This window comes from Lysinibacillus zambalensis, from assembly GCF_040183165.1.
Classification (GTDB): domain Bacteria; phylum Bacillota; class Bacilli; order Bacillales_A; family Planococcaceae; genus Lysinibacillus; species Lysinibacillus zambalensis.
On record NZ_JBEGDG010000004.1, the window covers coordinates 212548 to 237655 of the forward strand.

The window sequence follows — 25108 nt, forward strand, 5'->3', positions numbered from 1 at the left end:
GCGAGGTTTTTTTGTGCCATCGAAGTATCGGCATTTATCTTCATTCAGCAAATCTTTTTGAGCGAAAGTGAAACGTTAGCTACAAATGTTTTATGTACCGAAAGCGTAGCGACAGGTACAGAAGGCTCCCACCTTTGAAGGTGGTGAGATAAATGCGGATGTGGTTCCTTTTCAGCTGGTTCAAAAAACTACTGAATGAATATAAAGCCTCCGGCGGATATCACGGATTTTCAAAGGAATGAATTTAAGGATGTTAGCCTAAAAATCTTCGCATCCTGCGAAAACGGCTGACTGACCTGCATCGGTAAAAACGCCAAGTCCTGTGGCATTACCGAAATGACCGACATCGTGTCGGCCCTCGTGTTGCTGACGCTACGTTAGCACTGCGCTTTCGCACAAAAAACATCTGCAGGCCTGGGCACAATTCAAAATCCGGACGCGATTACGCCAAGGCGAAATTGATTTAATCAAGGAGGGTTTATTACATGGAAGAGCAATTAAAGCAATTAGAGCAAGAAGCACTTGCTAAAATTGAAGCGGCAGCAAATTTAAAGGAATTAAATGATGTGCGAGTAGCATATCTAGGGAAAAAAGGACCTATCACTGATTTATTAAAGGGGATGGGGAAATTATCAGCTGAGGAACGCCCGAAAATGGGTGCCTTAGTCAATACAGTTCGTGAAAATGTAACTGCTGTATTAGAGGAAAAGGTTACGGTACTAGAGGAAGCGGCAATTGCTGAAAAATTAGCGAGTGAGTCGATTGATGTCACTTTACCTGGTCGTGAAATTAAAGTTGGGAATCGTCATCCATTAACACGCGTTATTGAAGAAATTGAAGATTTATTTATCGGTATGGGCTATGAAATTGCAGAAGGTCCGGAAGTGGAGAAGGATTATTATAACTTCGAGGCACTGAACTTACCGAAGGGACACCCTGCTCGTGATATGCAAGATTCGTTTTATATTTCCGAGGAAATATTATTACGTACGCATACATCTCCTGTGCAAGCTCGCACAATGGAAGAGAAAAAAGGTGAATCGATTCGCATTATTTGCCCAGGGAAAGTATTCCGTCGTGACAACGATGATGCTACACACTCTCACCAATTCATGCAAATTGAAGGATTAGTGATTGGTGAAAACATTCGCATGAGTGACCTTAAAGGTACGCTTGATACATTAGCGAAAAAAATGTTCGGTGCAGACCGCGAAATTCGACTTCGCCCAAGCTTCTTCCCGTTCACAGAGCCATCTGTTGAAATGGATATTTCTTGCTTCAAATGTGGTGGTTCTGGCTGTAACGTATGTAAAGGTACAGGTTGGATTGAAATTTTAGGAGCTGGTATGGTGCATCCAAATGTACTTGAAATGGCTGGCTATGATCCGAAGAAAGTATCAGGCTTTGCATTCGGTATTGGTGCTGAACGTATTGCAATGTTGAAATATGGTGTCGACGATATTCGTCATTTCTATACAAGTGACACACGTTTCTTATCACAATTTGAGCGAACAGAGGCGTAAGGAGGATAAAAAATGTTAGTATCATTAGAATGGTTAAAAGATTATGTAAGTGCACAGGATTTAACGTCTGAACAGTTAGCTGAAAAAATTACGCGCTCTGGAATTGAAGTAGATGCAGTAATTGATCGTGCTAACGGAATGGATAAAATTGTTGTCGGCTATGTCGTTTCAAAAGAGAAACATCCAGAAGCTGATAAATTAAATATTTGCCAAGTGGATGTGGGTGAAGCTGAGCCACAACAAATTATTTGTGGTGCTCCAAACGTTGATGCTGGTCAAAAAGTAATTGTCGCTCGTCCAGGTGCACATTTACCAGGCGGCATTAAAATAAAAAAAGCAAAACTTCGAGGACATGAATCAAACGGTATGATTTGTTCATTACAAGAGGTAGGAATCGAAGGTAAACTTGTACCTAAAGCATATTCTGAAGGGATTTATGTGCTTCCTGCCGATGCTGAGGTTGGTTCAGATGCCCTTGCTATTTTAGGTCTACGTGACACAGTATTAGAGCTTGGCCTAACACCAAACCGTTCAGATGCATTGTCAATGCTAGGTGTAGCGTACGAGGTTGGGGCAATTCTATCTGAAGAAGTGAAGTATCCAGAAATCGCCTACAGCACATCTTCTGAAAAAGCTGAAGACATGTTAAAGCTTCGAGTGGAAGATTTACAAGCAAACCCAATGTATGTAGCAAAAGTTGTGAAAAACGTAAAAATCGCAGAATCACCTATGTGGCTACAAAATCGCTTAATGGCAGCAGGTGTACGCCCGCATAATAACGTTGTCGATGTAACGAACTACATTTTAATGGAATACGGCCAACCGCTTCATGCCTTTGACTACGATAGCCTAGCAACAGGTGAAATTGTAGTGCGTAAAGCAGCAGAGGGCGAAAAAATTACTACTTTAGATGAGCAAGAGCGCACATTAAAAGCTACAGATTTAGTCATTACAAATGGCAAAGAGCCGGTAGCTATCGCAGGTGTAATGGGCGGTGCAAACTCTGAAGTAAATGATTCTACAACAACAGTTGTAATTGAATCTGCTTACTTCGACGGATTATCTGTACGTCAAACATCGCGTCATCTTGGACTTCGTTCAGATGCTTCTGCTCGCTTTGAAAAGGGTGTAGATCCTAACCGTGTGTTACCTGCTGCAGAGCGTGCTGCAGCGCTACTAGCTGAATTAGCTGGTGGTGAAGTGTTAGAAGGAACGTGCATCGTTGATGAACTAGATAAATCACCAGCACGTGTTGTCGTTTCGCCAGATTTCATTAATGAACGTTTAGGTATGAAAATTTCACTAGAAGAAATGCTATCTATTTTAGAGCGTCTTAAATTTGGTGTAGAAGCAGCAAATGGTTTACTAATCGTTGATGCACCAACACGTCGTCAAGATATTAAAATTGAAGAAGATATAGTAGAGGAGATTGCTCGTCTATACGGCTATGAAGAAATTCCGCTGACTTTACCAGAGGGAGCAAACCAAGTAGGCCGTCTAACACCATATCAAGCGAATCGTCGAGTAGTTCGTAATTATATGGAAGGCGCAGGTCTTTACCAAGCTGTAACTTACTCACTAACTTCAGAGGCATTGTCACAACGCTTTGCATTGAAAGCTGAGCCAGTAACACGTTTACTAATGCCGATGAGCGAGGACCGTTCAACTCTACGTCAAAGTCTTATCCCGCATTTAATTGAAGCTGCTGCTTATAATGTTGCTCGTAAGGCTGACAATGTGGCATTGTATGAAATTGGTTCAGTATTCCTTGGTCAAACAGAAGAAGGGCTACCATATGAGGAAGAGCATGTGGCGGCAGTAGTAACAGGCAAATGGCTTGACCATGCTTGGCAGGGTGAGAAAAAAGCAGTAGATTTCTTCGTCTTAAAAGGCATTGTAGAAGGTGTTATCGGTAAGCTTGGTTTAGAGGACCGTATTTCATTTGTGAAAGCTGAAGTAGATGGATTACACCCAGGACGTACTGCTAGCATTCTTTTTGATGGTGAACAAGTCGGCGTTATCGGTGGATTACATCCAGCAGAACAAAAAGCATGGGGTGTAAAAGACACATATGTAATGGAGATGAATCTCGTAACATTATTAAATGCTAATGCAAAAGAAGCACCTCTTGCCTATACACCAGTGCCTCGTTTCCCAGCAATGTCTCGTGATATTGCGCTTATCATGAACCGTGCAACAACTGCTGGTGAAGTTATTACTGCGATTCGTTCTGCAGGCGTGAAATTATTGAAAGACGTTCGTGTATTCGACGTATATGAAGGTGAAAAAATGGAAGCTGGTAAAAAATCAGTGGCATTCTCCCTAACATACTTCGATCCAGAACGTACATTAACAGATGAAGAGGTTGTTGCAGCACATAATAAAGTGTTAAAAGCTATTGCAACAATTGAAGGCACAGAAGTACGCTAAATTAATAATTTTTTTGTGAGCTGTCTCGTAATGAGGCAGCTTTTTGTTTTGTTAACATCATTAGACTGTTATAAGGTTGTTTTCACAGGAGTATGAGAAAAAGGAGAGAAGATACTTTAAGCTAATTCCATATCTAAGTTTTTCGTCAATATTTAGAAATAACAAAAAATAAATTTTTGACCCATATTAACTGTATAGTAAGTTTTGGATAGAAAATTTTACTATGGGGTGATAGCTAATATGAAAAATCAACGAAAAAGAAGAGGCCTTTCCGTGCGAGCCCGATTAATATGGGCGTTTGCTTTGACACTTTTAATCCCCAGCATTGCTATTGGTTCGTTTTCGTATTTGAAGTCTTCTGATCAATATCATAAGGAATTAAGTGAAAGCTCACGCGAAAATGTAAATTTATTAAATACACTCATCTCAAATGAGATATCACCTATTCAAAGTGATGTGGAATATTTAGCTGCTTCTTTTAATAAGAATGTGCAAGATGCAGATGCTTTAAAGGAATTAGAAAAATATAATGCTTTACATAGCAACGTCTCTGTTGTCAACTTGGCAATTGAGGGGCACAAATTTATGCGTGAGCCACAAGCTGAATCTTCAACTGATTATGATCCATTTACGCGACCATGGTACTTAACGGCTATTGAATCACCTGGCAAAAACGTTATGATTGATCCATATAAATCAACAATTACAGGTGAATTAATATTAGCAGTATCAGCTGGTTTACAGGATCGTTCAGGGGTTATTTCTATTGGTTTAAATTTGGACGGAATTTCCGAGCTAGTGAAATCAGTGGAAATTGGTGATAATGGCTATGCTACTTTAGTAAATGCCAATAATCTTATTATTGCTGATCCACAGTTAGAGGTAGGATCAGAGCTCAAAAAGTCATATATAGAAAAGATGCAAGGAAAAGAAGATGGTAGTTTTACCATTAAGGAAGATGGAAAAGAGTATCAAGTGTTCTTTACTACCAATAAACTAACAGGTTGGAAAATTGTTGGTACTATGGATTTAGCAGATGTAGGAACTGTTACAAAACCAATTTTAACAAACACTGTGACAGTCATTGTTATTGCTCTTATCATATTTGGAATCATTGGTGCCTTCATTATAAGATCAATCATTCAGCCATTACAAAAGTTGTCAATAGTAGCTGAGCAGGTAGGAGACGGTGATTTACGCAATTTAATTGAAATTAAAAGAGAAGATGAGATAGGTAAATTGGCGGATATATTCAATAAAATGATTCTATCTTTGCGTGGTGTAGTTGGTAACATTGGTGAGGAATCAAATCAGTTAGCTGCATCATCGGAGGAACTTACTGCAAGTACATCGGAAAATAAACGAGCTACATCACAAATTGTTGATTCCATTCAAACATTTGCTGAAACGGTTGATGTGCAAGCAGAAACAATTAATGATAGCACTAACGCTGTACTTGAAGTGTCTTCATCGATTCAACAAATTGCAGTAAAGGCCGATACCGTTAATGAAATGTCGAATAAAGCAATGGAGGCTGTTATGATAGGAGACAAAACTATTCAAACAGCAATTGGCCAAATGGAAATGATTCAAAGTACTGTTCAGGAACTGGAAAGTACGGTTCAAACATTAAGTAATCGTTCAAATGAAATCGGACGTATTGTAGAGGCTATTACGCAAATTGCTGATCAAACAAATCTTTTAGCTTTAAATGCTGCAATTGAAGCTGCTCGTGCTGGTGAGCATGGAAAAGGTTTTGCAGTTGTTGCTGATGAGGTACGAAAGCTTGCAGAGCAATCCGCACAATCGACAATGCAAATAAAAGATATCATTGGTTATATTCAAGCCGATACAAAACTAGCGGTTGAATCAATGACTGCTGGCTCAGCTGAAGTCGTAAAGGGAATTGAAGTAACAAATATGGCAGGAAAGTCATTCAAAGAAATTAATAATAATGTACAAAGCGTAACCTACGAAATAGGAGAAATTTCAGAGACAGCAAAAGTTATTTCTGAACACTCCAATCAAGTGGCAATCGGAATTGAAAGTGTGCTTCTGCAAACAAATGAAAATACAGCAAATGCACAAAATATTTCCGCTGCAACAGAGGAACAGCTTGCTTCTATGGAAGAAATCGCTGCATCGGCCGAAGCCCTTGCTAAAATGTCTGAAAATCTACAACAAACGATTAAACAGTTTAAATATTAAGGCTAAACAAAAATCCAATTATAATAATTCTTTTGTGAGCTGTCTCGTAATGAGGCAGCTTTTTTAGTTGGAAAGCCGTCAGGCGAACGTATTGAGTAACAGCTACTGCATACTTTTTGGATATTTCGCGTTTTTAATAATATTTTGAAATAACAAAAAATAAATCTTGAGTATTTATTATGTGTATAGTAGAAATTGGATAGAAAAAAATAGTAAGAGGAGATAATGATTTTGAAAGAGTATCGAAAACGAAAAAGCTTATCTGTGCGTGCTCGGTTAATCTGGGCTATTACAATGACACTCTTAATTCCGAGTATTGCAATTGGTACATTCTCATACTTGAAATCAGATAATTTATATTATAACGAATTAAGTGATAAATCTCGTGAGAATGTCGATTTAATAAATACTTTAGTTACAAAAGAAATTTCCCCAATCATAAGTGATGCAGAATATTTGGCTGCTTATTTTAATAAGGATTGGCAAGATGCAGCAGCATTAAAGGAATTAGATAAATACAATGCTTTACATAATAGTGTTTCAGTAGTTGCGTTAACTCTAGAAGGCCATGGTTTTTTACGAAATCCATATCATGAAATGCCTTCTGATTATAATCCATTTTTGCGTCCTTGGTATTTAAAGGCTATAGAGTCGCCGGGTAAAGGCGTCGTGATGGACCCATATAAATCAAATATTTCAGGCGATTTAACTTTAACTGTAGCGGCAGAATTGCGTGACAAATCCGGGGTAGTTTCCATAGATTTGAAACTTGGCGAAATTGCGGAGCTCGTAGATGCTGTAGAGATTGGGAAAAGTGGCTATGCCTCATTAGTGAATGCCAATAATCTTACGATAGCAGATCCGAATGTTGAAGTAGGAACTAAGCTGAAAGATTCGTACATAGAAAAGATGCAAGGAAAAGAAGAAGGTAGCTTTACAATTCAGGAAGATGGCGAGGAGCATCAAGTATTTTTCTCTACTAATAAACTAACAGGGTGGAAAATTATCGGTGTTATGGATGTAGCGGATGTCACAGCTGTCACAGCGCCAATTTTAAAATCGACTATAGCAGTCATTGTTACTGCTTTAATTATTTGTGGGATCATAGGTGGCATGATCATTGCCTCAATCATTCGTCCACTAAAAGAACTATCTACAGTTGCTGAACAAGTAGGAGAAGGAGATTTACGTAATTTTATCAACATAAGAAGAGATGATGAAATTGGGAAACTGGCTACTATTTTTAATAAAATGATTTCTTCGTTACGTGAAGTAGTTGGTAATATTGGTGAGAAATCGAATTTATTGGCCAATTCTTCAGAGGAGTTGACTGCAAGTACTGCAGAGAATAAGCGAGCAACATCACAAATTGTTGATTCCCTTCAAAAACTTTCTGAAACGATTGATATGCAAGCAGAGACTGTTAGTGAAGGTAATAGTGCTGTACTGGAAATGTCATCATCTATTCAGCATATTTCTGCAAAAGCAGGTGCAGTAAGTGATATGTCTAATAAAGCTATGGACGCTGTTATGATCGGTGATGAGACTATTCAAACAGCTGTTCAACAAATGACCATGATTCAGAATACTGTACAAGCACTAGAAAATACAGTGCAAACATTAGACAAGCGTTCTCACGAAATTGAGCACATTGTTGAGGCTATAACCCAAATTGCTGATCAAACAAACCTATTAGCTTTAAACGCAGCAATTGAAGCTGCACGTGCGGGTGAACAAGGAAAAGGTTTTGCGGTCGTAGCTGAAGAGGTACGAAAGCTAGCTGAACAATCCGCACAATCCACGCTGCAAATTAAGGATATTATTTCGCAGATTCAAGAAGATACAAATCTAGCAGTTGAATCAATGGCTGCTGGTTCAGCTGAGGTCGTCAAGGGGATTGATATAACAAACATGGCAGGAAAGTCATTTGAAGAGATTCGTACGAATGTACAAAGTGTAACCTCTGAAATAGGACAAATTTCAGAAGCATCTAAAGTTATGTCTCAACACGCCAATCAAGTGGCGATGGGGATTGAAAGTGTGCTTGAACAAACGAATGAAACTACAGCAAGTGCACAAAATATTTCCGCTGCAACTGAGGAGCAACTTGCTTCTATGGAAGAAATCGCAGTATCAGCCACTACCCTAGCTAAAATGTCTGAAAATCTTCAACAAACGATTCAACAATTCAAATATTAGTTGAAACGAAAACTTTTTGATAAGTTTTGTATATAAAAAATTTCGCTAACTTCAGTAGAAAGCAAGTTGTATAAAACTTGTTATCTGCGTGAGTATAGCGAAATTTTTTGTCTATAAGTCCAATTTATTTCATCTTTTTAGCTTTCTCGGTATTCGCAAAATGCCATTTCGTAATGCAACGTAAAAATTCCTCACCTTGTTTTCGCCAAATGCGAGCTGCTAAGGCATCTACTTTTGCTGAAGCCCCCTTCAACAACTCTATCCCGGCAATCTCACTCAGTCGGTCCATTTCTTTTAAAAACGCCGCACGAGCTAATATCGATGCAGTTGCTACTGAAACATGTAATTGCTCGGCCTTCGTAGAAAATAGCACATCATCTCGAACAATATCTCGTTCATTTTTTAAATAATTGTAATACACGCCACGTTCCGCAAACTGATCTATCAAGATCTGTTCTGGTTTTTCGGGAGCCATTTTTGACAGTGTATTTTTAAGTGCCTTATTATGCATCATAGCTTTCATTTTACCTTGTGAGTAGCCTCGTGACTGTAATTCGTTGTATTTTTCATTGCGTAGTACAAGCACACTATGGACGCAAGCTGCACGTAAATCGGGTGCTATTTTACGCATGTAATCATCTGTTAGCATTTTGGAGTCTTTGACACCAAGTTCGTTAATAAGCGCAATTTTTGATGTAGGGACATATACGGCCGCAACTGTAATTGGACCAAAGTAATCGCCAGTACCCGTTTCATCTGAGCCTAGTACCGACATCGTAGCAAAACCTTCTGGCAGGGCGTCACCCTTTGCTCCAATCGATGATGTTTTCTGTGTGTTTGTTACTTCTACGTCTCCCCAGCGTGCAGCTTCTCGCTCAGCGCCTCCCCCTTGGAACATTAATTTTCCTGATTTGTACATCGTAATGGCTGTATCAGGGAGCTTTGCAGCAAAGATTACCCCTGGTGCTTTACGTTCTACAAAATGATTTGCGTAGTAGGACATCACCTCTTTTTGTATATTTGTTGATATTGAAAGTACAATATTTGACATTTCCTCGTTCCTTTCTGTCCTCGTTGTTCACAATTTTATACCTTTCATGGTATGATAATAAATAGCTTTTTTGTGTAAGTTGCTCACAATCGGAAAAATCGTGAGCACAAAAATTAAAAAGGGGGGTGCGACTATGGGAAATCAAGAAAAGAATAAAATTTCTGTGGAAATATATGGTCATACATATAAAATGGTCGGCTCTGAATCCATTGGACATATGCGACTTGTCGCTTCTATTGTTGATGACCGTATGCGCGAAATGAATGTACATAATCCCTCTCTTGATAGCACAAAGCTTGCCGTTCTTACAGCAGTAAATACCGTTCACGATTATTTACTATTAAAAGAACGAATGGAGCAACTAGAAGAAGAAGTGAAAAAATTAAAGGGTTGAAGTGAATGTTAGATCTAATCATATTAGCGGTACTATTAGCCGGGCTCATCGTTGGAGCAAAACGTGGTTTCATTGTACAGATGATGCATATCGTTAGCTTTATAGTTGCCCTAATTGTTGCGTATATCTATTATAAACCATTAGCACAAAAAATGGTGTTTTGGGTCCCGTATCCAGGGGTAACGGATTCAGGTAGTCTTGGAGTAGTCATTGATAGCCTGGATATAGACCGAACTTTTTACCGTGTTATTGCATTTGCTGTCATATTCTTTGCGGTGAAAATTACAATGCAAATTGTGGCATCGATTTTTGATTTTATAGCGTATTTACCTGTATTAGGTACAGTGAATCGTTGGCTGGGAGCATTGTTAGGCATGATTGAAAACTATTTAATTATGTTTATCTTGCTTTACATTCTTGCTTTATTACCAGTTGATTCTATCCAAAGTTTAATGTCGAAGTCGTTGTTAAGTGGTCTCATTTTGGAGCATACCCCAATTATTACGAGCATGTTCCAAAACTGGTGGTATATTTATATGCAATAGCAAACTGTGCACTTCTCTCGGTTTTGAGGGAAGTGTTTTTACGATAGGAGGAATTCCCAATGAACAAAAAAACAATTATTCGCACACTAGAAAAGATTGCGTTGTATATGGAATTGCAAGGGGAAAATCCATTCAAAGTGTCGGCCTTTCGAAAAGCTGCTGGTGCACTTGAGGGAGACGAGCGCTCATTGAGTGAGATGGAAGATGTAACAAAGCTTAAAGGTATAGGTAAAGGTACAGCTGCTGTTATTGAGGATTTAATAACAAATGGTGAATCGAGCTTATTAAAAGAATTAGAAGACATTGTACCAAAAGGATTGTTGCCGTTATTAAAACTTCCAGGCTTAGGTGGTAAAAAAATAGCTAAGCTTCATCAAGAGTTAGGAATTGATTCTGCCGAAAGTTTAAAGGCAGCTTGTGAAGCTTGTAAAGTTCGTGAGCTAGCAGGCTTTGCGGCAAAAACAGAAGAAAAAATTTTAAAAGAACTTGCAAATTTATCAAATCGATCAGAACGTTTACCGATTTGGCAGCTTGAGCCTGTTGTTTTACAAATTGAAGCGCTTCTAGGTAGTATGGAAGAAGTTGAGCGTTTTTCTGTTGCTGGAAGCTTCCGCCGAGCAGCAGAAACAAGTAAAGATATTGATTTTATTGTTGTAACGAAAGCAGTTGAGGCTGTACGTGAAAAGCTACTGAATGAGCTTTCTGTACAAGAAGTAATAGCTGCTGGTGATACAAAGATTTCAGTTATTTTAGATTTAGAAGAGCCTGTAAGTGTAGATTTTCGATTAGTGAAAGCTGCTGAATATGCAACGGCCTTACATCATTTCACAGGCTCGAAAGATCACAATGTCCGCATGCGTCAGATTGCAAAAGCCCGTGGTGAAAAGATTAGTGAATACGGTGTGGAACAAGCGGATGGCACTGTTTTAACGTTTAAAGATGAAGCGGAATTTTTTGCGCATTTTGATTTACCATTTATCCCACCTAGCTTGCGTACAGGAACAACAGAATTTGATAAAACGGATGACATTCAACATCTTGTGAAGTTAGAAGATATTAAAGCAGATTTACATATGCATACGACGTGGTCTGATGGTGCATACTCTGTAGCTGAAATGGGCGAGGCATTAATAGCACGTGACTATCAATATAGCGTTATTACCGACCATTCACAATTTTTAAAAGTAGCAAATGGTTTAACGCCAGAGCGTTTAACAAAGCAACGTGCTGAAATTGAGGCATTTAATGAAGCACATCCAGATTTCCATTTATATGCGGGGACAGAAATGGACATTTTGCCAGATGGTTCACTCGATTTTGAAGATGATGTGCTGAGAGAGTTAGACTTCGTCATTGCCTCTATTCACTCTAGCTTTACGCAATCGCAGGACAAAATTATGGCGCGCTTACTGACGGCGATACAAAATCCGTATGTTCATATGATTGCACATCCAACTGGCCGCATTATTGAGGATCGTACTGGCTATAATCCTGATATGGAGCAATTAATTGCTTGGGCGAAGGAGTATGGTAAAATTTTAGAGTTAAATGCGAATCCATATCGTCTTGATTTATGTGTTGAGCATTTAGAAATGGCTTTAACAGCTGGCGTGCCCGTAGCAATCAATACGGATGCCCACGATATTGCTCATTTACGCTTTATGGATATCGGGGTACGCTACGCAAACAGAGCATGGTTGAAAAAGGATATGATTGTGAATACATGGACGCGAGAACAATTTGAAGCGTTTATTCGACGAAATAAATAGGTTGAGGAGGTGTTCTCAGTGATTGCAGAACGCGCATTGAAAACACTAGAATATGATAAAGTACGTCAGCAAGTGGCTACATACTGTACTTCTTCAATCGGTAAATCTGCCGTTGATGAACTTGTACCACAGACAGACTATGAAAAGGTTGTACAATTATTAGAAGAAATGGATGAAGGACTGTCCATTTTACGTGTTAAAGGCAATGTACCAATGGGTGGGATTTTTGATGTACGACCAGCTGCAAGGCGTGCACAAATCGGGGGCATGCTTTCAGCGATGGAATTAATGGAAGTATCAAGTACGATTCGAGCTAGTAGAATTCTTCGTAATTTTATTGAAGATATAGAATCAGAAGAAGTGATTGATACTCCTCATTTCATCGCCAAAAAGGAAGCAATGCCTGTTTTGACGGGCTTGCAGCATGAAATCAATAACTGTATTGATGAAAATGGCTCAGTGCTAGACTCTGCAAGCCAAACGTTGCGATCCATTCGCCAATCTTTGCGCGCTGAGGAAGCTAAAGTACGATCTAAGCTGGAAAGCCTTACACGCGGGAGCAATGCTTCAAAAATGCTCTCAGATACACTTGTAACGATTCGAAATGATCGCTTCGTTATCCCTGTTAAGCAAGAATACCGTCATCATTATGGTGGAATTGTGCATGATCAATCATCTTCTGGTCAAACATTATTTATCGAGCCAGATTCGGTTGTTCAAGCGAATAATGAAATTCATCGCTTAAAAATGAAAGAGCAAGCTGAAGTTGAACGCATTTTACTTGCATTAAGTGCGATGGTCGAGGAAGTAGCTCCAGATCTATTTAACTTAGTAAAAGTACTAGGCGAGATTGACGTCATTTTAGCTAAAGGCAAGTACGGTCAAGCGAACAAATGTACAATGCCTAAAATGAATAATGATGGCTACATTCGACTTGTGCGTGCACGTCATCCACTATTACCGATTGAAACGGCCGTTGCTAACGATATTGAATTCGGGAAAGATATAACGGCAATTGTCATTACAGGACCAAACACTGGTGGTAAAACTGTCACTTTAAAAACAGTTGGATTGTGTACATTAATGGCACAGGCTGGATTACCAGTGCCTGCACTTGATGGTTCTGAACTTGCTGTTTTCAAACAGCTTTTCGCGGATATTGGGGATGAACAGTCAATTGAGCAATCACTGTCAACATTCTCTTCTCATATGGTCAACATAGTAGATATCTTACAAAAGTTTGATGATGAATCACTCGTACTATTTGATGAATTAGGTGCCGGTACGGATCCTCAGGAAGGGGCTGCTCTAGCCATCTCCATTTTAGATGAAGTACATGGTCGCGGTGCCCGCGTGATGGCAACGACGCACTATCCTGAGCTAAAAGCATACGGCTATAATCGTCCAGGAGTAGCTAATGCGAGTGTAGAGTTCGATATCGAGACATTGAGTCCAACATATCGCCTACTAATCGGAGTACCAGGTCGCTCCAATGCATTTGAAATTTCAAGTCGCTTAGGCTTACCTGAGTCGATTATTGACCGTGCGAAAAGCTTTACAGGTACAGATCGCCATGAGGTGGAGTCCATGATTGCTTCACTTGAAGAAACTCGTCGCCAATCAGAAGATGACGCAGAACGCTCTCATGAATTAATGATAGAGTCTGAAGCCCTACGCAAAGAGCTACAAGGAAAACTACAAGCTTACGAAGAACGTAAAGAGGCACTCGATAAAAAAGCGAAAGAAAAAGCACGTAAAATTGTTGATGAAGCAAAAAGAGAAGCAGAATCAATTATTGCTGAGCTTCGAGAAATGCGCAAAAATGCAGACCAAGTTGTTAAAGAGCATGAACTTATCGATGCTCGTAAACGATTGGAAGAAGCTACACCGCTTGAAAATAACAAAGTGCTGAAAAAAGCAGCACAAGTAAAGGCCCGTGCACAAAACTTAGTTGTCGGAGACGAGGTAAAGGTGTTAAGCTATGGACAACGGGGAACATTGCTCGAAAGAGTATCGAATTCCGAATGGGTTGTCCAAATGGGTATTTTGAAAATGAAAATCTCCGATAGTGACCTAGAGTACATTAAACCAGAAAAAGAACCTGTACAACGTATGGCTGGTGTAAAAAATCGCAGCAATCATGTGAAATTAGAATTAGATTTACGCGGCGAACGATATGAAGATGCTATTTTACGTACAGAAAAATATATTGATGATGCCTTGCTTGCTAACTATGGGCGTGTATCAATTATTCATGGTGTCGGTACAGGTGCACTACGTCAAGGAATTCAAAGCTATTTGAAAAAGCATAAGCGTGTAAAATCCTTCCGTTTTGGTGAAGCCGGCGAGGGGGGCTTAGGCGTCACAGTTGTGGAATTGAAATAAGCTGTAAAGGGGACGGAGAAAATGCTGAATTCTAGCTTTTGGCGATATCCAATTATCGAAACGGCAGGATATTTTAGTGTTGTCGTATTGTGTTTAGTCGTCTCGATGGCATTGTTCGAAGTCGTTACGAAATATAAAAATTGGGAAGAAATTAAAAAAGGTAATATCGCTGTGGCACTCGCAACAGGCGGGAAAATACTGGGAATCTGTAATATTTTTCGCTTTTCCATTGCGCGCCATAGTACTTTAAGTGAAATGATTGGCTGGGGCCTTTTTGGTTTTACATTATTAATTGTGGCATATTTCTTATTTGAATTTATGACACCACGTTTTAATGTCGATCAAGAAATCGCAAATGATAATCGCTCAGTCGGCTTCATTTCCTTTACCATTTCAGTCGGTCTATCGTTTGTTATTGGGGCAAGTATTGCATAGGAGTGTAATGACATGGAAAAATTAGCAAAAGTACTAATCGTTGTCTGCATCGCATTTTTGGCAGTCGGTGTCTATTATATGATGACCGTTTAAACAAAAAACGCATCCTTTTATGAGGATGCGTTTTTTTATTGATAGGGTGAAGAGAAGAACTGCTACTCGGATAGCGGGGGCAGGGGAAAGTGATCGGGTAACTCGGAAAACTGATCAGGTAGCGAGAAAAAGTGATCGGGTACCTCGGAAAACTGATCAGGTAGCGAGAAAAAGTGATCGGGTAGCTCTGAAAACTGATCAGGTAGCGAGAAAAAGTGATCGGGTAGCATAGAAAACCGCTCAGGTTGTATCGAGTCAGTAAAGTGTAGAATCACTCAGAAGTGTAACACCCAGGCAGTAAAAATCTAGGTATCCACAAATTTTCTTAAATATAAAATATCGCGTACATTTAATCGCTTAAATTTTTATTTTATAAAAAGCTATATGCAAAGGTAAAAATAATTGCTATATTCAAGGCAAAAAGAAGGGAGTACCTTCATGTTATTAAAACCATTTGAGCAAGCAGCAATGATAACTGGATTACGTGCGTTGGTTCAGCGATTGGATTCGAGTCATCCGCTTCATTTAAAAATTTCTCAAGATTTACAGCAGTTAGAAGCAGGTGATTTTGGAGAGCAGAGCATTATAAGAGAATTACAAAAGCTATCTCGGAACCTTGAAATCTATATTTTACATAATATTACTTTATTTGAACCTGTTCCTATTCAACTTGATGTCGTAGTTATTACTCCGTATGCTGTTGTTATAATTGAAAGCAAAAATATACGAGGTAATATAGAATTGAAGCGTAGCCCAAGGCAAATGGTCCGTGTTTTAGAGAATGGAGATAAACATATTTTCAATCACCCAGAAATTCAACTCGATGAATATATTTTTGGCTTAAGTGAATTTTTCAAACAGCTAAATTTGCAAGTAGATATATTCGGTATCATAGTTTTCCCCTTTAATAATGCTGAAGTTTACTACGAAGAAGGTAAGTATCCAGTTTTAATGAGGCGTGAATTAACATATTTTCTTAGACAACATATTAGTAATAGTAAGTCAAAAAGTAAGATTCCAACATCAAAAATAGCCAACCTTTTACGTAAGCATCATCGTGTTTTTCAGACTCCCCCACTATGTATACATTATAATATTGATCCCAAAGGTATTAAAAAAGGTATATTTTGCAGACATTGTTATCAATTTAATTTAATCCGGCAAAAACAAAGTTGGTTTTGCCCGAAGTGTAAGATATATGATAAAACCGCGGCTAATCAAGCATTGCAAGACTACTGTTTATTAATCGATGAGAAAATTAATACGCAAACTGCTCGTTATTTTTTAGAATTATCAAATCGACATCTTGCGAAAAGAATAGTACAAGAATACTCCAATAAAAAGGAGGGACACAATAATCAAACCGTTTATTATTTGAAGGATAGGCAATGATGCAGGAGAAATTAGCTCCTGAAGTTTCGAAAGCTGCTTGGGTAGTGTCAAAAAACTGATCAGGTAAAGAGAGAAACTGCTCGGGTAGCTCCAAAACTGATCAGGTAAAGAGAGAAACTGCTCGGGTAGCTCCAAAACTGATCAGGTAGAGAGAGAAACTGCTCGGGTAGCTCCAAAACTGATCAGGTAGAGAGAGAAACTGCTCGGGTAGTTCCAAAACTGATCAGGTAGAGAGAGAAACTGCTCGGGTAGTTCCAAAACTGATCAGGTAGAGCAAGAAACTGTTCGGGTAGCTTCAAAAACGGCTCAGGTGCGGAGAGGAAGCGGCCAGCTGATTGTGTCATCGCATTTAATAAATAACAACCTTAAAAAAAATCATAAGTTACATCAACCTCATATGAATCATCGCAAAATACTACTAAAACCTATTAATATTCCTTCATCTATCTAAAAAGTTAGCATTAAAAAATTATTCTTCTAATATAGAAATATGAACTCAGTCTTGAGTATGAAAAAAGCAAGAGTGAATGAGTATTCATAAAGTACATCGATCCAAACCCTAAGAAATGTAGTTATATAAATGTTGTTAAATGCATAATAATTAATCGTAAATGCATTTATTTTCTATTTTATGTTTGAAAGAGTATTTCTTTTTCATTATAATTAAAATAAGAGTTTACAAAGTTTGGGGCAAAGGGGAGAGGACGTATGACAACAAAACCATGGCTATCAAATTATCCTGAAGAAGTACCATCGTCTTTAACGTTTGAGGAAATTCCTGTGCAAGAGTTTTTGACACGCGCCTATAAAAAGAATCCATCCAAAGTTGCGATTCATTTTATGGGAAAGGATTTGACGTATACTGAGTTATATGAGTCAGCGCTTAGGTTCGCAAACTATTTACAAGCCCTTGGGGTGGAAAAGGGAGATCGAGTAGCGATTATGCTACCAAACTCACCACAAAGTGTAATCGCTTACTACGGGGCAATGTATGCTGGAGCGATTGTCGTACAAACAAATCCACTTTATACTGAGCGTGAACTTCAATATCAAATGGCTGATTCAGGTGCGAAAGTAATTTTATTGATGGATATTTTGTATCCACGTGTTATGAAAATTATTAAAGAAACTGCGCTTGAAAATGTAATTGTCACAGCTATTAAAGATTATTTGCCATTCCCTAAAAATTTGGTGTATCCATATATTCAAAAAAAGCAGTACGGTTTTAGTGTCAAGGTTGAACATAGTGGTCAAAATCATTTATTCACAGAAATTATGCGCTCCGCTCCCATCAAAATGATTGATATTCCATTTGATTTTGAAGAGGACATTGCACTGCTTCAATATACAGGTGGAACGACTGGCTTTCCTAAGGGTGTGATGCTAACCCATAAAAACTTAATTGCTAATGCAACGATGTGTGATGCATGGATGTATAAATGTATACATGGAGAGGAAACCATTATGGGCATTCTACCATTCTTCCATGTCTATGGTATGACTACTGTTATGTTATTATCCGTTTTCACGCAAAATAGAATGGTGTTATTACCAAAGTTTGATGCAGAGACGGCGTTGAAAACGATAGATAAGCAAAAACCGACTCTTTTCCCAGGTGCACCGACCTTATATATTGGTCTATTAAATCACCCGGATATTGCAAAGTATGACTTATCATCTATAAAAGCATGCTTAAGTGGTTCTGCTTCATTGCCAGTAGAAGTGCAGGAGAAATTTGAAGCGGCTACAGGGGGAAAGCTTGTAGAAGGATATGGTTTAACAGAAACTTCTCCTGTCACACATGCTACACCTATTTGGGGAAAGCGTGTCATGGGCTCAATTGGTTTACCTTGGCCAAATACGGATTCAGTAATTTTACGTACAGGGGATACAGAGGTGCTTCCAGTCGGTGAGGTAGGAGAAATAGCTGTAAAGGGGCCACAGGTTATGAAAGGTTATTGGAATCGTCCTGAAGATACAGCAGCGTCGTTCGTAGATGGCTGGTTTTTAACAGGCGATCTGGGCTATATGGACGAAGAAGGGTATTTCTATGTAGTTGACCGTAAAAAAGATATCATTATCGCAGGTGGTTTTAATATTTACCCTCGTGAAGTAGAGGAAATATTATATGAACGAGAGGAAATCCAAGAATGTGTAGTTGCGGGCATACCGGACCCGTATCGTGGAGAAACAGTAAAAGCTTATATTGTTTTAAAAGAAGGATATTCGATTACGGAAGACGAATTAAATAAATATTGCCGTCAAAACTTAGCCGCTTTCAAAGTTCCGCGCTATTATGAGTTTAGAGATGAGCTACCGAAAACGGCTGTTGGGAAAATTTTGCGTCGCTCGTTAGTAGACGAGGAAAAAACAAAAATGGTGAATAAAGAAGCAAAATAAATACGTGGTAAAGTATTGACAAGCAAAGTTGTAAATTATAATATGAAAATATGAATGAATGACCATTCATATTTTCATATTTTTTTAGGTTACCACGTCACATCCTTCGCAATAGATCAGCATGAATGGGGCGTGTGCAAGTTTTTTTAGGTGGTGATATAAAGGTGAAACGTGATAAGCCAAAATATAAGCAAATTATTGATGCAGCTGTCATCGTTATTGCAGAAAATGGGTATCACCAAGCACAAGTATCGAAGATTGCTAAACAGGCAGGGGTGGCCGATGGAACAATCTATTTATATTTTAAAAATAAAGAAGATATATTAATTTCTGTCTTTAATGAAAAAATGGCTGTTTTTGTAGAGTCATTACAAGATATAATAGAAAATGGAAGTACGTCTAAGGACAAACTTTCACGAATGATCGCAAATCATTTTAATGTTCTAGCGACAGATCGATACCTAGCGACCGTCACACAATTGGAACTACGACAATCGAATAAAGATTTACGACTAAAGATTAATTCGGTGTTAAGAGAGTATTTAAAATTACTGGATCAAATTTTAATCGAAGGTATGCTATCAGGTGAGTTCAATCAAACGATGGATGTGCGCTTGGCGCGTCAAATGGTGTTTGGAACCATTGACGAAACTATTACGTCGTGGGTTATGAATGAATATCGATATGATTTGATAGAACAGGTTCCAAAAGTTCAGGCATTAATCTTGAACGGTATTAAAGCTTAAAAGGATGTGGAGAAATGGAATTTCTAAGTTGGAAAGCAGAGGATGGAGTAGCGATTATTACAATTGCACGCCCACCAGCAAATGCATTATCTCGTGGAATCATCTCCGAAGTAAATGCTGTGCTAGATGAAGTAGAAAATGATGACACTGTACGTGTCCTTGTACTTCATGGCGAAGGTCGTTTCTTCTCAGCAGGTGCAGACATTAAAGAGTTTACAGAGGTTGTTTCTGGTGATGAATTTTCAAAGCTAGCGAGCAATGGTCAACAAGTTTTTGAGCGAGTTGAAACGTTCTCTAAACCTATTATTGCTGCAATTCATGGTGCTGCACTAGGCGGGGGCTTAGAATTAGCGATGAGTTGTCATCTGCGCTTTGTGACAGAGTCTGCGAAATTAGGACTACCTGAATTACAATTAGGTCTTATTCCAGGTTTTGGGGGTACACAACGTCTACCACGATATGTAGGAGTTGCAAAAGCTGCAGAAATGATGTTCACAAGTGAGCCGATTTCTGGTACAGAAGCTGTACAATGGGGTTTAGCAAATCGTGCATTTACAGATGAAGCATTACTAGAAGAAACGTTAAAGGTAGCAAAGAAAATTGCGAAGAAGAGTCCGGTAGCTTTAAAAGCTGCTATTCAAACATTGCAATATGCAAAGCATGCTTCATTCTATGAAGGGATTGAGGCGGAAGCAAAATCCTTTGGTACAGTATTCGTTTCAGAAGATGCAAAAGAGGGAATTCAAGCATTTATTGCAAAACGCGAGCCTGTGTTTACTGGTAAATAATATTCCATCAGTGTCGATAGCGACTTGAAAGAGTGTTATCGACGTTATCGACACTGAAAATATATAATATTTATAAGTTTACTTAGAAATAAAAATCGTTTCAGGGGGTATGGATATATGAATATTTTTGCATTAATTAAACGTACGTTTGATACAGAAGAAAAAATCGTTGTGTCGGGTGGTAAAATCCAAGAGGATGGCGCAGAATTCATCATCAATCCTTACGATGAATATGCCATTGAAGAAGCTATTCAAGTACGAGACGCTGCAGGCGGTAAAGTAACAGTTGTTTCAATTGGTGGCGAAGATGCAGAGAAGCAATTACGCACAGCACTTGCAATGGGAGCTGATGAAGCGGTTCTGATTAATACAGAAGACGATCTAGATGAATTGGATCAAAATGCAGCAGCATATATTTTGGCTGAATATTTAAAAGATAAAGACGCTGATTTAATTTTATCAGGAAACGTTGCAATTGACGGAGGCTCTGGTCAAGTAGGACCTCGTGTTGCAGATTTACTAGGCATTAACTATGTTACAACAATTACAAAGCTTGAAATTGATGGAACATCTGCGAAAATTGTACGTGATATTGAAGGTGACTCAGAAGTAATCGAGACATCTTTACCACTTTTAGTAACAGCTCAGCAAGGTTTAAACGAGCCACGTTACCCATCTTTACCAGGGATCATGAAAGCGAAGAAGAAACCGCTTGCAGAACTTGAGTTAGATGATTTAGATATCGATGAAGATGATGTAGAAGTTAAGGTAGAAACAGTTGATATTTTCTTACCAGCTCAAAAGGCTGCAGGTCGTATTCTTGAGGGCGAACTTTCTGCTCAAGTAAAAGAGCTAGTAAACCTACTTCATACAGAGGCAAAAGTAGTTTAAGTCATCTGATGACACAAATCGAATCTTAAAGGGTAACGGAGGGAATATACTATGTCAAAAAAAGTATTAGTATTAGGTGAAGTTCGTGAAGGAAGCTTACGTAATGTTTCTTTCGAAGCAATTGCGGCTGCAAAGCAAATCGCTGATGGCGGTGAGGTTGTTGGTGTTCTTTTAGGAGATGCTGTAGCAGGTTTAACGGGTCCATTATTTGAATATGGTGCTGACCGTGTTGTAACGGTAGAGCATCCACATTTAAAACAATATACATCTGATGGCTATGGCCAAGCTTTATTAGCTGTAATTGAGGAAGAAAAGCCTACAGGTATCGTGTTTGGTCATACTGCAAACGGTAAAGATTTATCACCAAAAATTGCAAGTAAATTACAAGCGGGTCTTGTATCTGATGTAACGTCTATGGAAGGTGCTGGTGATGATGTTGTATTCATCCGTCCAATTTACTCTGGTAAAGCTTTTGAAAAAGTGAAAGTAAAAGACGGCTTAGTTTTAGCTTCAGTTCGTCCAAATAATATTGCGCCGTTAGAAAAAGTAGCAGGAAAATCTGGTGACATCACTTCTCTTACTGTAGATATTACAAACCTTCGAACAATTATTAAAGAGGTTGTACGTAAATCTTCAGAGGGTGTCGATCTTTCAGAGGCAAAAGTAGTTGTAGCAGGTGGTCGTGGCGTAAAGTCAGAGGATGGCTTTGAACCATTAAAAGAGCTAGCAGATTTACTTGGAGGTGCAGTTGGAGCTTCACGTGGTGCATGTGATGCTGAATATTGTGACTACTCACTTCAGATTGGTCAAACAGGTAAGGTAGTAACACCGGACCTTTACATTGCAGCGGGTATTTCTGGAGCAATTCAGCACTTAGCGGGAATGTCAAATTCAAAAGTAATTGTTGCGATTAATAAGGATCCAGAGGCAAATATTTTCAAAGTTGCGGACTACGGTATCGTAGGCGATTTATTTGAAGTAGTGCCTCTTCTAATCGAAGAATTTAAAGCGTTAAAAGTGAACGCATAATAAATGTGCAGGGAGGATGTATCTTCCCTGCTTTTTTTGTTGAATTTTTTGACTTTTTAAAGTTATTGCAAAATAAAATGTTGACATAATTAATTTTTGAACGTATAGTGATGAATATTAAATTAACTTATTTCAGCGGATCAAACACTCACTGAAATAGAGGAACTCAGTCTAAGAACGCCACGTCCTGTGGCAACGACTGAGTGACCGACATCCTGTAGGCCCAAAGCCTCCGGCGGATGTCACGGAATCAGGAAGGAGTTCTTTGTGCAAGCACAAAGCTGATTCCAGACGCAATTATGTCGAGGCATAATTGATTTTTATTCAAAAAAGAAACGCAAAGATTAGGAGTAGTAAAAGCTCATTATTTGGTGAAGAGAGCTGCGGGTTGGTGCAACGCAGTCCAATAAGACTTTGAACTTGCCTATGAGCGGTGGAATGAATGGGATTTTCATAATATTCTATTTGTTGAACGGTTAACCTTCGTTACTAGGTTTTTAAGTAGGGTTCTTAAAGAACCAATTAGAGTGGTACCGCGGTTTGCTTATGGCATATCGTCTCTTCTTTCATTTGTTAATGAAGGAACAGACGATATGCCTTTTTTTCGTCTAGGCTAAAGCGATCCCTTGGGCAAAAGTGGAGGAACGTTTACTTTTGCTTCGGGCTCTCCAGCGCTTGTCGGATGTAAACGAGCTCTTTAGCGCATTTGTTGATTTTAGGAGGTAAGGAAATGGAAAACGGCAATCAGAAATTAAAAAGAACGATGACCTCACGGCATATTACGATGATGGCTTTAGGTGGTGCCATTGGTGCAGGGTTATTTAAAGGAAGTAGTGCAGCTATTGATATGGCAGGGCCATCAGTACTTATTGCGTACTTAATTGGTGGGATAATCCTGCTGTTTGTAATGCAAGGTTTAGCAGAAATGGCAGTCCGTAATAGCGAAGCCAGAACATTTAGAGATCTAGTGCAAGCCGTTTTAGGAAAGTATCCAGCTTATTTCCTAGATTGGATTTATTGGAAAATGTGGGTGTTGAATATTGCTGCAGAATCTATAGTTGCGGCCATTTTTATTCAATATTGGTTGCCAGATTACCCGATTTGGATACTTGCATTATCTGTTTCAGTGTTAGTTACAGCCGTAAACTTGTTATCAGTGAAAGTCTTTGCTGAAACTGAATATTGGCTGGCGTTAATTAAAATTACCGTTATTGTGGTGTTCATTATAGCGGGATTAATTTTATTGCTTGTTACTTTTGGTAATCATACAGCTGTTGGTTTTTCTAATTTAACGGAACATGGTGGTTTCTTCCCGAACGGATCAATGGGATTGATTTCTGCAATGCTTGTAGTTATTTACTCTTATGGTGGTACTGAAATTATTGGTATTACATTAGCTGAAACGAAGAATCCTGAAAAAGTAGTGCCAAAAGCTGTTCGTAGTACATTAGTACGTATTGTAACCTTTTATTTAGTTCCTTTCTTTATTATCGTTAGCTTGATTCCTTGGAATGAAGTAAATGGGGTGCCGGAAAGTCCGTTTGTGATGGTCTTTAAAATGGTTGGGATTCCTGGTGCTGACCATATTATGAACGCTGTTGTTATACTCGCAATTATTTCGTCAATGAACTCAGGGCTTTATGGTTCATCACGAGTTCTGTATACACAAGCTGTAGACGGGCGTGTTCCTAAAATCTTTGCATATTTATCAAAACGAAAAGTTCCGGTATATGCCATATTAATGTGTACCTTCGCTTTATATATAGCTGTAATATTTTCTTTATTTGCGGGAAGCAGAACTTTTGATTTCCTAATGGGTTCACTTGGATATACCGTGTTATTTATTTGGCTAATTATTGCGATTGCACATCTGAAATCGCGTAAAAAACAGTCAGAAAAAACAAGTACTTATGCAGTAAAATGGTTCCCTTACACAACTTGGATAGCTATTATTGCGTTAAGTGCAATCCTAATTGGTATTATTTTTACAACATCTATTATCGTAACAGGTATTACTTTAGCTATTTATCTCTTTATTACGTTAACCTATGTCTTTAAAGGTCGTTTTCAAGAAAATTAGGAAACACTAAAAATGAACTTAATGCCTTAATCGACCTGAATTTTCATAAATTATGCATACTAGGCAGATTGTTCGCTCAAGAGAATTTATCCATGCTATACTACAAACATAGTAAGTTTAAGGAGGATTTCAAATGGCAATTGTACATGCAACAGATGCAACTTTCCAAGATGATATTAAAGAAGGGTTAGTACTAGTAGACTTTTGGGCTGCTTGGTGCGGACCTTGTAAAATGATTGGACCAGTTCTTGAAGAAATGGATGCTGCAGGTAGTGCGGCTAAAATTGTAAAAGTAGATGTAGATAACAACCAAGGTACTGCAGCGCAATATCAAATTATGTCTATCCCATCTTTACTACTTTTCAAAGACGGTGAATTAGTAGACAAAACTGTTGGTTTCCAACCAAAAGAAGCGTTAGAAGCATTTATCGCAAAACATGCTTAACTTCTTTCAGCGAAGTCTCTCACCTCTACAGTTGGTGAGATGAATGCGAATTTTAGCTTCTTTTCAGGGGTGTCCAAACACCCGCTGAAATTGAGGAACCCAGTCTAAGAACGCCACGTCCTGTGGCAACGACTGAGTGACCAACTTCGTGTTGACCTAAAGCCTCCGGTGGATGTCACAGAATCGGAATAGGGGATGTTTGCCTAAAATCATCGCATCCAGGCGATAACGGCTAACTGACCTGCATCGGTAAGAACGCCACGTCCTGTGGCATTACCGAAATGACCGACATCGTGTCGGCCCTC

Annotated in this window: 18 protein-coding genes and 1 other annotated feature; of the genes, 17 read left to right on the plus strand and 1 reads right to left on the minus strand. The window is 38.8% G+C overall.

The window, feature by feature from the left end; all coding sequences use genetic code 11:
* Positions 1–485 precede the first annotated feature (485 nt).
* The 4 genes from pheS to ABNX05_RS08170 all read left to right on the plus strand — a co-directional run bounded on the left by pheS (position 486) and on the right by ABNX05_RS08170 (position 8360).
* On the plus strand, positions 486–1523 hold the full coding sequence (pheS, locus tag ABNX05_RS08155) for a phenylalanine--tRNA ligase subunit alpha (protein ID WP_197144733.1): 1038 nt from the start codon (positions 486–488) through the stop codon (positions 1521–1523).
* A 12-nt stretch (positions 1524–1535) separates the two neighbouring features.
* On the plus strand, positions 1536–3953 hold the full coding sequence (gene pheT / locus ABNX05_RS08160; RefSeq protein WP_349659258.1) for a phenylalanine--tRNA ligase subunit beta: 2418 nt from the start codon (positions 1536–1538) through the stop codon (positions 3951–3953).
* Positions 3954–4193: 240 nt separating this feature from the next.
* The gene (locus ABNX05_RS08165) at positions 4194–6161 is read left to right on the plus strand and encodes a methyl-accepting chemotaxis protein (RefSeq protein WP_349659259.1); all 1968 of its coding nucleotides are present in this window, start codon (positions 4194–4196) and stop codon (positions 6159–6161) included.
* 231 nt (positions 6162–6392) lie between these two features.
* A complete protein-coding gene (locus ABNX05_RS08170; protein WP_349659260.1) occupies positions 6393–8360 on the plus strand; it encodes a methyl-accepting chemotaxis protein in 1968 nt (655 codons plus the stop codon).
* Positions 8361–8484: 124 nt separating this feature from the next.
* Here ABNX05_RS08170 and rnhC read toward each other — a convergent pair whose 3' ends face one another.
* The gene (gene rnhC / locus ABNX05_RS08175) at positions 8485–9411 is read right to left on the minus strand and encodes a ribonuclease HIII (RefSeq protein ID WP_349659261.1); all 927 of its coding nucleotides are present in this window, start codon (positions 9409–9411) and stop codon (positions 8485–8487) included.
* A gap of 133 nt (positions 9412–9544) precedes the next feature.
* On the opposite strand from rnhC, the gene zapA reads away from it, so the two are divergent.
* The 13 genes from zapA to trxA all read left to right on the plus strand — a co-directional run bounded on the left by zapA (position 9545) and on the right by trxA (position 24803).
* Complete coding sequence (gene zapA, locus ABNX05_RS08180; protein WP_079563177.1) at positions 9545–9805, plus strand: cell division protein ZapA; 261 nt, start codon at positions 9545–9547, stop codon at positions 9803–9805.
* Positions 9806–9810: 5 nt separating this feature from the next.
* Positions 9811–10350, plus strand: a complete 540-nt coding sequence (locus ABNX05_RS08185; RefSeq protein WP_079563176.1) for a CvpA family protein — start codon at positions 9811–9813, stop codon at positions 10348–10350.
* 59 nt (positions 10351–10409) lie between these two features.
* Positions 10410–12119 (plus strand): DNA polymerase/3'-5' exonuclease PolX, encoded by a 1710-nt coding sequence (gene polX, locus ABNX05_RS08190; RefSeq protein WP_349659262.1) that lies wholly within the window; start codon positions 10410–10412, stop codon positions 12117–12119.
* A gap of 18 nt (positions 12120–12137) precedes the next feature.
* Positions 12138–14504, plus strand: coding sequence for an endonuclease MutS2 (locus ABNX05_RS08195; protein WP_349659263.1), 2367 nt, complete (start codon positions 12138–12140; stop codon positions 14502–14504).
* Between the two features lie 21 nt (positions 14505–14525).
* Complete coding sequence (locus tag ABNX05_RS08200) at positions 14526–14939, plus strand: DUF350 domain-containing protein (RefSeq protein ID WP_197144741.1); 414 nt, start codon at positions 14526–14528, stop codon at positions 14937–14939.
* 531 nt (positions 14940–15470) lie between these two features.
* Positions 15471–16424: a nuclease-related domain-containing protein gene (locus ABNX05_RS08205; protein ID WP_349659264.1), complete on the plus strand. Its 954-nt coding sequence runs from the start codon at positions 15471–15473 to the stop codon at positions 16422–16424.
* A gap of 708 nt (positions 16425–17132) precedes the next feature.
* Complete coding sequence (locus ABNX05_RS08210; protein WP_349659265.1) at positions 17133–18824, plus strand: AMP-binding protein; 1692 nt, start codon at positions 17133–17135, stop codon at positions 18822–18824.
* Between the two features lie 164 nt (positions 18825–18988).
* A complete protein-coding gene (gene fadR, locus ABNX05_RS08215) occupies positions 18989–19570 on the plus strand; it encodes a fatty acid metabolism transcriptional regulator FadR (protein WP_079563171.1) in 582 nt (193 codons plus the stop codon).
* Positions 19571–19584: 14 nt separating this feature from the next.
* Complete coding sequence (locus ABNX05_RS08220; RefSeq protein ID WP_197144744.1) at positions 19585–20358, plus strand: enoyl-CoA hydratase; 774 nt, start codon at positions 19585–19587, stop codon at positions 20356–20358.
* A gap of 117 nt (positions 20359–20475) precedes the next feature.
* Positions 20476–21249 (plus strand): electron transfer flavoprotein subunit beta/FixA family protein, encoded by a 774-nt coding sequence (locus ABNX05_RS08225; RefSeq protein WP_197144745.1) that lies wholly within the window; start codon positions 20476–20478, stop codon positions 21247–21249.
* A gap of 51 nt (positions 21250–21300) precedes the next feature.
* Positions 21301–22278, plus strand: coding sequence for an electron transfer flavoprotein subunit alpha/FixB family protein (locus ABNX05_RS08230; RefSeq protein WP_197144746.1), 978 nt, complete (start codon positions 21301–21303; stop codon positions 22276–22278).
* A gap of 331 nt (positions 22279–22609) precedes the next feature.
* Positions 22610–22843: a binding site (T-box leader), on the plus strand.
* 165 nt (positions 22844–23008) lie between these two features.
* Positions 23009–24358 (plus strand): amino acid permease, encoded by a 1350-nt coding sequence (locus ABNX05_RS08235; protein WP_197144747.1) that lies wholly within the window; start codon positions 23009–23011, stop codon positions 24356–24358.
* A 133-nt stretch (positions 24359–24491) separates the two neighbouring features.
* Positions 24492–24803, plus strand: coding sequence for a thioredoxin (gene trxA, locus ABNX05_RS08240; protein ID WP_004226420.1), 312 nt, complete (start codon positions 24492–24494; stop codon positions 24801–24803).
* The last annotated feature ends 305 nt before the right edge of the window (positions 24804–25108 follow it).

Bases quoted from the DNA above. Each gene is read 5' to 3' on its own strand.
- zapA (WP_079563177.1), top strand. From the start codon at position 9,545: ATGGGAAATCAAGAAAAGAATAAAATTTCTGTGGAAATATATGGTCAT.
- ABNX05_RS08235 (WP_197144747.1), top strand. From the start codon at position 23,009: ATGGAAAACGGCAATCAGAAATTAAAAAGAACGATGACCTCACGGCAT.
- rnhC (WP_349659261.1), bottom strand. From the start codon at position 9,411: ATGTCAAATATTGTACTTTCAATATCAACAAATATACAAAAAGAGGTG.
- polX (WP_349659262.1), top strand. From the start codon at position 10,410: ATGAACAAAAAAACAATTATTCGCACACTAGAAAAGATTGCGTTGTAT.
- ABNX05_RS08200 (WP_197144741.1), top strand. From the start codon at position 14,526: ATGCTGAATTCTAGCTTTTGGCGATATCCAATTATCGAAACGGCAGGA.
- ABNX05_RS08230 (WP_197144746.1), top strand. From the start codon at position 21,301: ATGTCAAAAAAAGTATTAGTATTAGGTGAAGTTCGTGAAGGAAGCTTA.
- pheS (WP_197144733.1), top strand. From the start codon at position 486: ATGGAAGAGCAATTAAAGCAATTAGAGCAAGAAGCACTTGCTAAAATT.
- ABNX05_RS08225 (WP_197144745.1), top strand. From the start codon at position 20,476: ATGAATATTTTTGCATTAATTAAACGTACGTTTGATACAGAAGAAAAA.
- ABNX05_RS08220 (WP_197144744.1), top strand. From the start codon at position 19,585: ATGGAATTTCTAAGTTGGAAAGCAGAGGATGGAGTAGCGATTATTACA.
- trxA (WP_004226420.1), top strand. From the start codon at position 24,492: ATGGCAATTGTACATGCAACAGATGCAACTTTCCAAGATGATATTAAA.
- ABNX05_RS08185 (WP_079563176.1), top strand. From the start codon at position 9,811: ATGTTAGATCTAATCATATTAGCGGTACTATTAGCCGGGCTCATCGTT.
- ABNX05_RS08165 (WP_349659259.1), top strand. From the start codon at position 4,194: ATGAAAAATCAACGAAAAAGAAGAGGCCTTTCCGTGCGAGCCCGATTA.
- ABNX05_RS08205 (WP_349659264.1), top strand. From the start codon at position 15,471: ATGTTATTAAAACCATTTGAGCAAGCAGCAATGATAACTGGATTACGT.
- ABNX05_RS08210 (WP_349659265.1), top strand. From the start codon at position 17,133: ATGACAACAAAACCATGGCTATCAAATTATCCTGAAGAAGTACCATCG.
- pheT (WP_349659258.1), top strand. From the start codon at position 1,536: ATGTTAGTATCATTAGAATGGTTAAAAGATTATGTAAGTGCACAGGAT.